Genomic DNA, 13,185 nt, shown 5'->3' with positions numbered 1-13,185 from the left:
TGGCCCATATCTTTTATCTTCATTTAACACACTTTTTAACAGACTTTTATAACCAAAAAAGATAAATTACCCATTTTAGAGGCGGATTATTTTATGGCTATAAACAAAGGAACTACCGCGATCACCATAGCAACACTTGCCTTGGTAATTTCATGCTACGGAGCATTTTTTAAAGACAAGCCTAGTTCGCTTAATGAACCCAAGCAACAACAGCCAAGCCCCACAATTTCTATTAGGACTCCTGCACAATACCAGCAATCAAATGAAGCCTTAATTGACGAACTACACAAGAAAGTGAGTTCGCTACAACGCCAAATCGCTAACTTAAAACTACAGACACCAGGCTCTTATCAAGATCAAGATACCGACGAATTTAAAGAGCTGGTACTTAATGTGTTAGAAGAAAAACAGCAACAAGAAGCTGAAGAACTGCGCGAACAGAACCCGCTTTATGGCTTTTACGCTGACTTACCAAAAGACTATGATTTAAGAATCAAATCAGAACCTGACTATGCAAAACAAATAAACGCCCAATTAAGAGAGCAAATACTAGACCCAAATATGGCAGATTTAGATAGATTAGCGGCGCTGAGCCAACTGCAAATGAATATGTTTATCTTGAATAAATCGAGCATGCCTGAATATGACTATGAAGTAGTAGGCAACATTTTAAATTTAGCGAATAGCAGTAGCGACGAAAAATTTAAAATCCAAGCTATCGAGTTAACAACTCAAGCACCGATACTGGATCAGCGCCTAGCAGAGCAGTTTACCAACTTGTTAGAACGAGACTCGAATGATTATGTTCGTCGCTTAGCCACTCAAGGTTTGGTGGCGCAATACTATCAATCCCAAAATCAGAAAGATGACTACACGCAACAAATGGCGCAACACCTACTTGCAGTATATAACGACACTTCCGATAGTGCGGTCAGAGCAGCGCTTGATGAAATGATTGGCAACCAAGATATACTAGATGAGTTACGCAAAAGTGCTGGTTATTAACTTATAAAGTTCATATTTCTAGCCATGATCCAGTACCGTATTATGGCTATACTCTATTAAAACTACGCAAAACCTTGTAACCAGTTAATTATGCTGACAGTTCAAACCAAAAGCGGGATTCTCATTAATTATGAAGACACAGGCGATAGAACCGCGCCTGTTATAATTTTAATTATGGGTTTAGGTGCACAGTTGACTGTATGGCCGGATGAGTTATATTTAGGCTTAGCAGAGAAAGGCTTTAGGGTAATACGCTTTGATAACCGCGACACGGGGCTTTCAAGTCAACTTGAACAACTAGGCAATCCTAATTTATTTAAAGTATGGTTAAGTAAACGCCTCCCTGTTGCTTCTCATATCCCGTACACTTTGGATGATATGGCAAATGACGTGCTGGAATTAATGGCAGCGTTAAGAATCAAAAAAGCGCATCTCGTGGGCGCCTCAATGGGCGGCATGATTGCACAATTGATTGCTGCACAGCATAAAAAGAAGGTATTAAGTTTAACCTCAATTATGTCGAGCTCAAGTAAACCTAAGCTGTCGGCCTCTAGCTTAAAGTTATTTTTACAACTAGCTAAACACCGCCCGTTACGAGTAAATCGCGATAGTGCTATTCATTACAATATAAAGCTCAATCAATTAATTGGTAGCCCTGCTTATCCGCAAGATGAACAAACGCTACGCAAGCAAGCGACATTAGGAGTTGATAGAGCACACAACCCACAAGGCTTTAACCGGCAACTGGCAGCCATTGCCGCCAGTGACTGTCGGCAACATTTAATGACGAAAATCAAAGCCCCAACCCTCGTCATACACGGCAGTTTAGACCCTGTCATGCCAGTAGCCGCTGGAAAGCAAACTGCAGCCCAAATCAGGAAGGCTAAATTAAAGATAGTAAACGGTATGGGCCACGACTTCCCGCCAGCATTAATGGCAAAAATGACCAAATGGATAAGCAAACACGTTAAAAAAGCAGAACAAAAGCGCGCCCAGAAAAAGTTAAAGAAAAAGCCATTGCTCTAACTACATCCCCAATTCTCGGGGTTCGTAAAACTCAACCCAAGCTACGGCGTTTGAATTCACACAGAGCAGCTCGCACTCTTTACTCTCGCAAACTCGCTAGCTTTTCTACAGGTATTAAAAAACCCGAGACAAAGCTCGGTTTTTTTTTAGTATTAATTAGCTAGGCTAACTATTACTCTACGATAGTTGCTACAAAGCACCTACGCCTAAGGTAAGAGCGCCACCTTCACATGACGTAGATTTCGGGCATTAAAAAAGGCCACCGAGGTGACCTTTTTCTAATAATTAACTTAAAAGTTAACTATTACTCTACGATAGTTGCTACAACACCAGCACCTACAGTACGGCCACCTTCACGGATAGCGAAACGAAGACCTTCATCCATCGCGATTGGTGCGATTAGAGTTACAGTCATCTTAACGTTATCACCAGGCATTACCATTTCTACGCCATCTGGTAACTGTACGTCACCAGTTACGTCAGTTGTACGGAAGTAGAACTGTGGACGGTAACCTTTGAAGAAAGGAGTATGACGACCACCTTCATCTTTAGAAAGTACGTATACTTCTGAAGTGAAAGTTGTATGTGGGTTGATTGAACCAGGCTTAGCTAGTACTTGACCACGTTCAACGTCTTCACGCTTAGTACCACGTAGAAGTGCACCAATGTTCTCACCAGCACGACCTTCGTCAAGAAGCTTACGGAACATTTCAACACCAGTACAAGTAGACTTAGTAGTCTCTTTGATACCAACGATTTCAACTTCGTCATTCACGTTGATGATACCAGCTTCAACACGACCAGTTACAACTGTACCACGGCCTTGAATTGAGAAAACATCTTCGATAGGCATGATGAATGGCTTATCGATGTCACGCTCTGGCTCTGGGATGTAAGAATCTAGTGCTTCTGCAAGCTCAACGATCTTGTCTTCCCACTGCTTTTCGCCTTCAAGTGCTTTAAGAGCAGAACCTTGAATTAGTGGTAAGTCATCACCTGGGAAGTCATATTCAGAAAGAAGTTCACGAACTTCCATTTCTACTAGCTCAAGTAGCTCTTCGTCATCAACCATGTCACATTTGTTCATGAATACGATGATGTAAGGAACGCCAACCTGACGAGAAAGTAGGATGTGCTCACGAGTTTGTGGCATAGGGCCGTCAGTTGCAGCAACAACTAGGATAGCGCCGTCCATTTGAGCAGCACCAGTGATCATGTTTTTAACATAATCGGCGTGTCCAGGACAGTCTACGTGTGCGTAGTGACGAGTAGGCGTATCGTACTCAACGTGTGAAGTTGAGATTGTGATACCACGCTCGCGCTCTTCTGGAGCGTTATCGATTGATGCGAAGTCTTTAGCTACACCACCGTATACTTTTGCAAGTACGTTAGTGATTGCTGCAGTTAGGGTAGTTTTACCGTGGTCAACGTGGCCGATTGTACCAACGTTTACGTGCGGTTTTACGCGTTCAAACTTTTCTTTTGCCATGACGGAACCTATCAGTTTTGTTTATCTAGATTACATATGAAAATAATCCACCAGCAGGTAGATTAAATTAAATTTTTCAAATTTCAAATAGTATTTTCTGACAGATAAAGGAAGTAATCAAGAAGATTCGTATGACTGGTGCTGATAGGCAGATTTGAACTGCCGACCTCACCCTTACCAAGGGTGCGCTCTACCAACTGAGCTATATCAGCAACACCAGAAACTGGAGCGGGCAGCGGGAATCGAACCCGCATCATCAGCTTGGAAGGCTGAGGTAATAGCCATTATACGATGCCCGCGTTAGGAACCTGTTCTTAATCTACCTCTAACCGTCAAGAATAAAGTGGTGGAGGGAGCTGGATTCGAACCAGCGAAGGCTGAGCCGTCAGATTTACAGTCTGATCCCTTTGGCCGCTCGGGAACCCCTCCACGATAATTCTTTACTAAGCACTTCCGGTAAAAGGAAAGTGGTGCCGACTAACCGAGTCGAACGGTTGACCTACTGATTACAAGTCAGTTGCTCTACCAGCTGAGCTAAGTCGGCACTGCTTTAGTACGGGGCGAGATATTAGAGTAAGGCGTATTGGGATGCAACAATAAATTTGAAAAAAATGTAATTTTTTAACCCAAACGCTCACAAATCAGTCAAAACGAGGTTTTTTTGTTACTTTTCGCTTAATTCACGCCAATAGTTTAAACCCAACATAACTAAATGCTCCGCAAAAATAGCATCAACAAATTGCGTTTGTAACAGTTTTGCGTAGCCGCCAGCCAAAATTAGCTGTGGTTTTTTATTTGTTAAATGCAGTTTAGCTTGTTCAATAGCGCCAACGGTTGCCACAAGTGCCCCATTTTTTAAACCATTAGGTGTATTAACTCCCAGCTCAGTGCTAAAAGGCGTTGTTTGATCGTCAAAAACTCGTTGAGTATTTTGCGTCAGTGAGCGGGTCATCAGTTCTAGCCCTGGGATTATCCAACCACCTAGGTGTTGTCCATCAATGTTTAATACGTCAATGGTGGTTGCGGTACCGGTGTCAACAATGATGCAATCTTGCTGTGGCCATAACTTATAAGCTGCAATTAGGGCTAACCAACGATCAATACCTAAGTTTTGAAATTGCGAATAGGCGCAGCTTAATCCATCGAGCTGTTTAGTCACTACAGCTTCAAAACAAGGAATCTTATGCCTACTTGCAAATTTAATTAGCTCATCGAGTTGTTCACTCTTACCTACACATGCATAAACAACTTCTGTAACTTGTTGCCACTGTACAGTATCTACATTACAGCTAGTGATATTACCCTGGTTAAATAACGCTGCTTTTAACGCAGTATTACCTACATCTATCAGCAGTCTCATAGCTGTGCTTTCCGTAAAGAAATTTCACCGCCATAGTAACTCTTCGCTTCACCATCTTGGCGAATTCGAATACCGCCATGCATATCTATTCCCTCACATATACCCCGCCAGCTTCTATGCCCTGTATTTAGCTCAACACATTGCCCTGCAAAGGCATCTAGGGTATTCCATTGCTGATACATGTCTTGTAAGCCAGTTAGGCTATATTGTGCCAAGCGTTGTTCTAAGTGATACGTAAGATGCGCAACGAGTTTGTTTTTATCTAATTTTATGGTGTGTTGACTTAAGTCTGTCCATGCTTGGTCTATTTGCTGGCTAAAGCTTTGTGGCATCTGTAAGTTTATGCCAATACCAATCACTAACTGACATGGCCCTTGAGGTTGCCCGTCAAGTTCAACTAATACACCGGCTAGCTTTTCTTTATTGAGGTAAATATCGTTTGGCCATTTGAGCTCAATATCTAATTGGTAGAGTGCTTTTAACGTATCGTAAACGGCAAGCCCTACCGCAATTGACATACCCATTGCCGCTTGAAGGCCGTCATCTAAACGCCAGTAATAGCTATAATAAAGGTTTGCACCAAATGGGGATTGCCACACTCGCCCTCGACGTCCGCGCCCAGCTTGCTGCATTTCGGCTACAATCACAGTGCCAGAGTCTAACTGCTGCTTTGCCGCTATACGGCGCATTAACTCACTATTGGTTGAGTCGATTACAGGCTGTACTTCTATTTGTGCTGTATCCGCCCCGAGGGCTTGGTAACAATGTTGAATTTTACTTTGCTCTAGTAAACCAACGGTATTATTCAAGCTATAACCTTTTCCATTCACTTTAAAAATATCAAGGCCCATCTCTTGTAAGCTTTGTATATGTTTACTCACTGCAGCGCGACTAATACCGAGCTGCTCTCCCAGTAACTGCCCTGAGATAAAGCCACCGTTATTTAATGCATTTAAAATGGCTAACCTATTTCCACCGGGCGCTTTCATGGTGTTTCCTCTAAATCAATATGACATTCACCGTCTCTTGCCATCAAGCGTACTTCATGTTGTAACCGTATTTGATAGCACTGCCACACTTGCTGCTGAATATGTTGCACCATGGCAATTAAATCAGCCCCTGTACTATTGCCATGATTAACTAACACCAAGGCTTGTTGTTGGTGCACTTCAATATCCGCTATTCGATACCCTTTTAAACCGGCCTGCTCGATTAACCACCCTGCTGCGACCTTGTGGTGCTTAGTGTCATAAAAATAATATGGTAATTGTGGGTACGCTTTTAGCAGTGTTTGCAGCTGCGAGTTAGTTATTATTGGGTTTTTAAAAAAACTGCCGGCATTTGCCAGTTCATAGGGGTTAGGTAATTTGCTGCTGCGTGTTTTAATCACTTGCTGAAAAATGCTTTTTGCACTGGTATCCTCAAGCTGCTGTAATGGTCCATAGCTTAATTCTGGCTGCCATTGTTTTGGTAAACAAAACCCGACTTGGGTGATCACTGCGTTATTTTTCAAGCTATGTTTAAAAATAGAATCGCGATAGCCAAATTGGCACTCGGCATTATTAATACGTATAAACTGTTTGCTAGTGATATCAAAGTACTCAACGTATTCAATGTATTTCGCCAGTTCAACGCCATAAGCACCGATGTTTTGTACTGGTGCCGCCCCCACTGTGCCCGGTATCAGTGCTAGATTTTCAAAACCTGGCATACCATGTTCAAGAGTATAAATAACTAACTGATGCCAACTTTCTCCTGCAGCAGCTTCAAGCAAGTAATCATACTCTCGCACAGTTGCAGTAATCCCTTTGGTCGCCATTTTAATCACCTGACCATGGTAGTCAGTTAAAAAAACGGTATTGCTACCCTCACCCAAAATACAAAAAGGGCTATCAAATGATTGCTGCTGTAATTGCTCGAGTTCAGTTATTTCAATTAATTTTGAGCACTGACTCGGTAACGAAAATGTGTGAAAAGCTTGCACAGAGTGAGTCACAAAATGCCTCAAAAGTTAATTACCACTAATCGCATTAGTTTACCCCATCATCGCAAAACGCGCATCAGATTGCAGAAATTGTTCAAACTCAACTATTAATCGTGTTATAAAACCAGCACTTTTTATTTGTGTTCAGGGTAATTATGAAAATCACACCTCTTTTTTTCAGTCTCGCAATGGCTGGTATGTGTTCTCAAGCAATGGCCAGTGCTGTTGACCAAAACTCGTATGCGAACCTTAACGATGTTATTACAACGCACTTAAACCTTGATTTAGATGTCGACTTTGCCGACAAACAATTAGAAGGTTTTGTTGAGCACACGTTAGAATGGCAAAACAGCCAAAGTAAAAAACTCGTGCTTGATACTCGCGATCTAGATATTGATAAAGTTATGTATAAAACGCACTCTGGTGGCTGGAAAAAAGCAGATTTTACACTCGCTAAACGCGACGATGTAAAAGGCTCAAAACTCACTATTAGCTTTAAAAACCAAGCGCAAAAAGTACGTATTTACTATAATAGCCGACCAGAAGCCTCTGGTCTGCAGTGGTTAACACCAGAACAAACGGCGAGCAAAACTCACCCATTTATGTACAGCCAATCGCAAGCAATTCATGCCCGTAGTTGGTTACCCGTACAAGATACGCCAGCAATGCGTGTTACTTATACTGCACGTATTCATACCCCTGAAGATATTCGTGCGGTAATGAGTGCCGATAATAAAGATGCGCTCTATAAAGATGGTGATTACCACTTTGATATGCCGCAAGCAATTTCGCCTTACTTAATTGCAATTGGTGCGGGTAACTTAGAATTTAAAGCAATGTCTAAGCAAACGGGGATTTTTGCTGAGCCAGAAATCCTTGATGCCTCAGTTGCCGAATTTAATGATACCCAAGCAATGATCGACAAAACGAACGAAATGTATGGTGAATATGCATGGGGCCGTTACGACTTATTAATGCTACCACCTAGTTTCCCATTTGGCGGCATGGAAAACCCACGTCTTTCATTCATTACCCCAACTGTAGTAGCTGGTGATAAGAGCTTGGTTAATCTAATTGCCCATGAACTCGCGCACTCGTGGTCTGGTAACTTAGTAACCAACGCGACATGGGAAGATTTATGGCTAAACGAAGGTTTTACCTCATACGTTGAAAACCGCATTATGGAAGAAGTCTTTGGCCGTGACCGTGCCGTAATGGAACAAGCACTTGATACTGCGGGGCTTCGTGCACAGCTTAAAACTATTGATGCGCCAGACACACGCCTTAACTTAAAACTAAATGGTCGCGACCCAGACGATGCATTTAGTTCAGTACCTTACACCAAAGGTCAGCTATTTTTAATCTACCTTGAAAACCAATTTGGTCGTGAAAAGTTTGATGATTTTGTAAAAACCTACTTTAACGAGTTTGCTTTTAAGTCATTAACAACGGCGCAGTTTGTCACTTACATCGAAGCTAACTTAATTAAAAAATACCCAGGTATTGTTAGCATGGATAAAGTTAACGAGTGGATTTTCCAGCCGGGTTTACCAAGTGATGCACCTAATCCAACGTCTGATGCGTTTGACAAAGTAGATGCTGCAACCACAACATGGTTACAAAGCTCTACCACTGCAGCACAGCTGCCAACAGCAAACTGGACAGTGCACGAGTGGTTACACTTTCTAAATAACCTACCACGAGACTTAAGCATTGAAAAAATGACTGAGTTAGACAACGAATTTAATCTAACTCAATCAACCAATGCTGAACGTGCCTTTGCATGGTACATGCTAGCTGTAGGCAATGGTTATCAACCAATTTATCCTTCGCTTGATAAGCACTTGTCAGGAATTGGCCGTCGTAAACTAATTGTGCCGCTGTATAAAGCATTAATTAAAAACGGCAAGCGTGAGTGGGCACATGATGTATACATCAAAGCACGCTCAGGCTACCACCCGCTAGCACAGGGTACTATTGATGATTTATTTGCTAAGTAAATAAATCACTTTAATTAAGGCGCTTAATTAGCGCCTTTTTTTATGACCTTATCTAAGAAAGCTTGCTGTTGTTGTGGGCTTGCTTGTTGCCACCAAAAATCTAACATAGCCGCTGCACTTGGTGCACCTTGTACCGTCGGTGCAGGAGCTGGCTGAGAGATAGGTGCATTAACAGCAACAGGCGCAACTGCAACAGGTTGAGCTTGTGCAGTAGGTGCTGCAACAACGTGCGAACTGTTGCTCTGCTTTTGCTCTACTGTACTATCTAAGGGGATACCTAATGATGATCCCTTAGCTTGTAAGCTCACTTGCGGGGACTCTGCAAATACTTTAGCCGCTACGGCATTGTCTGCACGATTAAACACAATGTCGTAATCTTCACCCTGCTCAATTGTGACTGATACCCAAAACGGTTCAGAGTCCACAACTTGATGATCGTCATACCCTTGTTCGTACAAATCTGTGTATTTAAGCTTAAATTTATATGTGCCTGGTGCGAGTTCTAATTCGTCCACGCGACTAAAAAATGAATGTTCAATTACTTTATCTCCCACTTGTAGCGGGACAATTTCTTCTGGGAAATAGACAGTTTCGGCCATCGCTGTTGCACTTAAACCTAACGATACAATAGTGCTTACTAATAGTAATTTACGCATAAAAACTCCTTCTGTTTGATTTCAGTTTGACACTGCTGGCAAAATTTGTCATTAGTGACTTTAGTACAAGCCAACACAGAGCCACAAAAATGACGACCGAAACAATTTTTACCAAAATCATTAATCGTGAAATTCCTGCAGATATTATTTACGAAGATGAACTATCTCTTGCCTTTAAGGATATCAACCCGCAGGCACCGTTTCATATTTTAATTATCCCAAAAAAAGCGATTGCAACAATTAACGATATTACAGAGCAAGATACGTCTATCGTTGGTCATTTATACGTTGTAGCCGCTAAAATTGCGAAACAGCATGGTTTCAGTGAAGATGGCTTTAGAGTAGTCATGAATTGCAACGAGCATGGCGGGCAAACCGTTTATCATATTCATTTACATATGTTAGCAGGTAAAAGTATGGGTTGGCCTCCTTATCAAGATAACAAAAAAGAACCACTATAAAAAAAATAACCAGCACTTTTGGTTCAATTTGAAATTAGCTTTTTAAAAATAATACTTAATAAATTCATGTGCATAACAATTAATTCACATGATTCTTCTCGATATATGACATGCTTAAATCCGTAAAAGTGTACTTTTCCTGCCCCTTTCTAGGAAATTTCTAATACGAAAGGGGTGGATTGCGTGATAGGATTGATTAGTCAACTTTATTCAAGAGTATGTAAGTATGAGTAATTCAGCCTTTTTGTTACTAGATTTAGAGCCAATTAATACAATTGGTATTAATGTATTAGAGCCATTGTTAAAAACCCAAGGGCTAAATGTTACAACGGGAACTAATATTTTAGATGTTCCTGAGGACACTCGTTTATTGTTTATTGAAACTTCAAGTAACGGTGCATGGGAAAAATTAAAAGAACAATTAGTAAATCTTCGTGTAAAATGCGATATCGTATTATTTAACTTAGATGAGAATCCTGAGCTTGCTAATCGTGCATTATTAAGCGGTATTCGTGGTGTATTTTATACAACTGATAATGCTGATGTATTAATGAAAGGTATTCGCTTATTGCTTGAAGATCAGCTTTGGTATCGCCGCGATATCATGTGTAATGCGTTAAACCGTATGTTGCAGTTTAATAAAGACGCCCTCCACAAGCTGACAGAAGGTGATATTGAGCCAGTAAAATTAACTAAGCGCGAAAAAGCAATTATCTCATTAATGAGTAACGGCTCTAAAAACAAAGAAATAGCTGAAGCACTTAGCATTAGCCCACACACAGTAAAAACACATTTATATAGCGCATTTAGAAAAACCAAATGCCGCAACCGCATTGAGTTACTTTCTTGGGCTCAACAAAATATACCTGACGAAATCCGCTAAACGTTCGTTTGGTTTTAAATTAAAACAGGTACTTTATGTGCCTGTTTTACGCCTGATAAATTGCTAAGCTTGAAAAATCCTATTATTCTGAACCGGTCTCTGATCTGCTTGGAATAAATATGCTCGACTCCCTCACTCTTTACTTTGCCAGTGCAGCTATGATGGCTGTGATGACATTGCTAAATTTTCTAACGTGGCGTACCAATAAAAACACACCAGGCACACTCCTTTTCATTTTTTATCCGTTAGTACTTTTTGCTGCACTTATGAGTTTTGCCTTACATGGCAATATAGATAGTTTACCCACCATGGTTTTAGCCAATGCTTTTTGGTTTAGTGCATCGATAATTCATGCTTTAGCTATCAGTCAATTTGTCGGCTACAAAGGCAAAGAGCTACGTTTTTTTGTCATAGCAACATTAGTGTGTGCAGCACTTTTAATGTATTTCACCGTAGTGGTACCTGATTTACGTAACAGTATACTCGTCGCGGATTTACAGCACATAAGTGAAGCCATCTTTTTACTCTATATATTTATCCATATCGCCAGAAAACCTTACCCTAACGGCAGTATCGTTTATATTTTTATTCTCTCTATTGTCAGCTGTATCTATGCTGGGCGTGCTTTTTTAATGGGGGATGTAAACAACTTTACCCTGTTAAAAGAAAACTGGTTTAGTGTTACTTTATTAGTTAACGGAGTAATAGCTCCCATGTTCTATACGACGGGTATGGCGCTACTTTGTAATGAGCGACGCGAACAAAATCTTAATCAACTTACCGCTAAAGCACAAAAAGATCTCGAGATCCGTGGTTTGTTTTTATCAACGATTAGTCATGAAATTCGCACGCCCCTCAATGGCATTTTAGGCAGTGCACAATTAATTCTCAACCAGTCAAGTGACTCTCGCGATAAACCCTACTGTGAAGCGATAATTAATTCAGCTGAATCTTTGAACCTGCTAGTAGACAAAGTACTCGATTACGCAAGCTTAGATCAACACAACGAAGCTCTATACGAAGAAGATGTTGAGTTTAAAACTTGGCTACATAATTTATGCCTACTACTCACACCATTAGCAGAGCAAAAACGCCTGCACTTTGAGCTAATCTACAATCTCCCTGAGCAAGCTTGTTATTATTGCGATCAACAAAAATTGCGCCAAATAATCATAAACTTGATGGGTAATGCAATTAAATTTACTGATCAAGGTGAAGTAAAAATTCGAGTCGAATTGCTTGAAGAGCGTCAGCTAGAACACCGTATTCGTATAAGTGTCATTGACTCAGGCCCTGGCATTGAAGATGATGAAATTGAATATCTCACCGAGCCTTATGTACAAAGCAATGCTGGTAAAGAAAAAGGCGGAACAGGCCTTGGTCTTGCGATCACCAGCAGGTTATTAGACAAACTAGGTTCTCGCTTAGATATCTTCAGCGAATTAGATAAAGGCAGTTCGTTTAGCTTTGATATTACGCTTGCATTAGGTGAATTGAGCTTGGTCGAACAGCGCCATCAATCGAAAGAATACATTACGGGACTTGATGTTTTACTGGTAGAAGACTTAGACCTGAATCAAAAAATAGCCATTGAATTTATGGCTGATGATGAACATAAAATCAAACTAGCTCGCGATGGCAAAAGTGCTATTAAATTGATGCAACAGCACCACTTTGATGTGGTTTTATTAGACATGAATTTACCCGACCTAACAGGACAAGAAGTACTCAAGACTTTAAAGGGGGTTGAGCATAAAAACCAACGCACACCCGTCCTTGCTTTTACTGCGAGCTTGAGCCCTGACGAAATAAAAGAATATTTTGCGCTTGGCATAAAAGACATTGTCGGCAAGCCAATAAAACACCATAAGCTACGCCAAGCTCTGAGCGATTCACAAAATAACCAAGCACCGATTATTGCCGTTGAACTTAGTGATGTGCTGTATGATGAAACTGCAGCCGAAACGTTAACAAGCTCATTTAGTGAAGATGAAGTCTCTTCTATTTACAATGAGTTTGTACTTTCAGCCCGCAATAAGCTTATTCGCGCTCAACAGTTGCTTGATGAAGACAAAGAGCAATGCATTAAAGTACTACATCGACAAGCAAGCACTGCACTACAGCTTGGCTTTAACCGCTATGGTATTGAACTTAAAAAAATAGAGCGCCGGCTGTTAGACAACAAGCCGCTTAAAGATTCACTCACAGAAGCCATCGTGCTGTGGCAAAGCAGTTTAGAGCAATACTTAAAGTATGTTAGAAGTGAGTTGAGTTAGTGGGTTGGCGTGTTGGCGTGTTGGCGTGTTGGCGAGATAAAAGTA

The 13,185-nt window shown here is 41.0% G+C and carries 11 protein-coding genes and 4 tRNA genes; 6 read left to right on the top strand and 9 right to left on the bottom strand.

Features of this window, described 5'->3' with window-relative positions; genetic code table 11:
- Window positions 1–93: 93 nt before the first annotated feature.
- Window positions 94–1,005 (top strand): HEAT repeat domain-containing protein, encoded by a 912-nt coding sequence (locus QMA12_RS08660; RefSeq protein ID WP_290209821.1) that lies wholly within the window; start codon window positions 94–96, stop codon window positions 1,003–1,005.
- Between the two features lie 90 nt (window positions 1,006–1,095).
- Entirely contained in the window at window positions 1,096–2,031 is a 936-nt protein-coding gene (locus tag QMA12_RS08655; RefSeq protein WP_290209822.1) for an alpha/beta hydrolase, read from the top strand.
- A 304-nt stretch (window positions 2,032–2,335) separates the two neighbouring features.
- On the opposite strand, the gene tuf is transcribed toward QMA12_RS08655, so the two are convergent.
- The 8 genes from tuf to murB all read right to left on the bottom strand — a co-directional run bounded on the left by tuf (window position 2,336) and on the right by murB (window position 6,876).
- The gene (gene tuf / locus QMA12_RS08650) at window positions 2,336–3,520 is read right to left on the bottom strand and encodes an elongation factor Tu (protein WP_087532496.1); all 1,185 of its coding nucleotides are present in this window, start codon (window positions 3,518–3,520) and stop codon (window positions 2,336–2,338) included.
- A gap of 136 nt (window positions 3,521–3,656) precedes the next feature.
- Window positions 3,657–3,732, bottom strand: a tRNA-Thr gene (locus QMA12_RS08645).
- A gap of 12 nt (window positions 3,733–3,744) precedes the next feature.
- A tRNA-Gly gene (locus QMA12_RS08640) sits at window positions 3,745–3,819 on the bottom strand.
- Window positions 3,820–3,864: 45 nt separating this feature from the next.
- A tRNA-Tyr gene (locus tag QMA12_RS08635) sits at window positions 3,865–3,949 on the bottom strand.
- Between the two features lie 39 nt (window positions 3,950–3,988).
- Window positions 3,989–4,064, bottom strand: a tRNA-Thr gene (locus tag QMA12_RS08630).
- Window positions 4,065–4,184: 120 nt separating this feature from the next.
- Window positions 4,185–4,880 (bottom strand): type III pantothenate kinase, encoded by a 696-nt coding sequence (locus QMA12_RS08625; RefSeq protein ID WP_087534621.1) that lies wholly within the window; start codon window positions 4,878–4,880, stop codon window positions 4,185–4,187.
- A complete protein-coding gene (birA, locus tag QMA12_RS08620; protein ID WP_087534622.1) occupies window positions 4,877–5,869 on the bottom strand; it encodes a bifunctional biotin--[acetyl-CoA-carboxylase] ligase/biotin operon repressor BirA in 993 nt (330 codons plus the stop codon). The genes QMA12_RS08625 and birA overlap by 4 nt, the downstream gene beginning before the upstream one ends.
- Window positions 5,866–6,876, bottom strand: a complete 1,011-nt coding sequence (gene murB, locus QMA12_RS08615) for a UDP-N-acetylmuramate dehydrogenase (RefSeq protein WP_290209824.1) — start codon at window positions 6,874–6,876, stop codon at window positions 5,866–5,868. Before murB ends, birA begins: the two co-directional genes overlap by 4 nt.
- A gap of 143 nt (window positions 6,877–7,019) precedes the next feature.
- Here murB and QMA12_RS08610 point away from each other — a divergent pair, with 143 nt between their 5' ends.
- Window positions 7,020–8,864 carry a M1 family metallopeptidase gene (locus QMA12_RS08610; RefSeq protein ID WP_290209825.1) on the top strand — a complete coding sequence of 615 codons (1,845 nt, stop codon included), beginning with the start codon at window positions 7,020–7,022 and terminating at the stop codon, window positions 8,862–8,864.
- 23 nt (window positions 8,865–8,887) lie between these two features.
- Here QMA12_RS08610 and QMA12_RS08605 read toward each other — a convergent pair whose 3' ends face one another.
- Window positions 8,888–9,520, bottom strand: a complete 633-nt coding sequence (locus QMA12_RS08605) for a DUF2057 family protein (RefSeq protein WP_087534625.1) — start codon at window positions 9,518–9,520, stop codon at window positions 8,888–8,890.
- Window positions 9,521–9,609: 89 nt separating this feature from the next.
- On the opposite strand from QMA12_RS08605, the gene QMA12_RS08600 reads away from it, so the two are divergent.
- The 3 genes from QMA12_RS08600 to QMA12_RS08590 all read left to right on the top strand — a co-directional run bounded on the left by QMA12_RS08600 (window position 9,610) and on the right by QMA12_RS08590 (window position 13,140).
- Entirely contained in the window at window positions 9,610–9,981 is a 372-nt protein-coding gene (locus QMA12_RS08600; protein ID WP_290209826.1) for a histidine triad nucleotide-binding protein, read from the top strand.
- 226 nt (window positions 9,982–10,207) lie between these two features.
- Window positions 10,208–10,864: a response regulator transcription factor gene (locus QMA12_RS08595; protein ID WP_087534627.1), complete on the top strand. Its 657-nt coding sequence runs from the start codon at window positions 10,208–10,210 to the stop codon at window positions 10,862–10,864.
- Between the two features lie 119 nt (window positions 10,865–10,983).
- The gene (locus QMA12_RS08590; protein WP_290209827.1) at window positions 10,984–13,140 is read left to right on the top strand and encodes an ATP-binding protein; all 2,157 of its coding nucleotides are present in this window, start codon (window positions 10,984–10,986) and stop codon (window positions 13,138–13,140) included.
- Window positions 13,141–13,185 lie beyond the last annotated feature (45 nt).

It is taken from the genome of Pseudoalteromonas sp. APC 3893, from assembly GCF_030408095.1.
Lineage (GTDB): Bacteria > Pseudomonadota > Gammaproteobacteria > Enterobacterales > Alteromonadaceae > Pseudoalteromonas.
This window is presented reverse-complemented; position numbering and strand designations above follow the sequence as displayed.

Coding starts and splice junctions, on each gene's coding strand:
- QMA12_RS08660 (WP_290209821.1), top strand. CDS start 94: ATGGCTATAAACAAAGGAACTACCGCGATCACCATAGCAACACTTGCC.
- QMA12_RS08655 (WP_290209822.1), top strand. CDS start 1,096: ATGCTGACAGTTCAAACCAAAAGCGGGATTCTCATTAATTATGAAGAC.
- tuf (WP_087532496.1), bottom strand. CDS start 3,520: ATGGCAAAAGAAAAGTTTGAACGCGTAAAACCGCACGTAAACGTTGGT.
- QMA12_RS08625 (WP_087534621.1), bottom strand. CDS start 4,880: ATGAGACTGCTGATAGATGTAGGTAATACTGCGTTAAAAGCAGCGTTA.
- birA (WP_087534622.1), bottom strand. CDS start 5,869: ATGAAAGCGCCCGGTGGAAATAGGTTAGCCATTTTAAATGCATTAAAT.
- QMA12_RS08610 (WP_290209825.1), top strand. CDS start 7,020: ATGAAAATCACACCTCTTTTTTTCAGTCTCGCAATGGCTGGTATGTGT.
- QMA12_RS08605 (WP_087534625.1), bottom strand. CDS start 9,520: ATGCGTAAATTACTATTAGTAAGCACTATTGTATCGTTAGGTTTAAGT.
- QMA12_RS08600 (WP_290209826.1), top strand. CDS start 9,610: ATGACGACCGAAACAATTTTTACCAAAATCATTAATCGTGAAATTCCT.
- QMA12_RS08595 (WP_087534627.1), top strand. CDS start 10,208: ATGAGTAATTCAGCCTTTTTGTTACTAGATTTAGAGCCAATTAATACA.
- QMA12_RS08590 (WP_290209827.1), top strand. CDS start 10,984: ATGCTCGACTCCCTCACTCTTTACTTTGCCAGTGCAGCTATGATGGCT.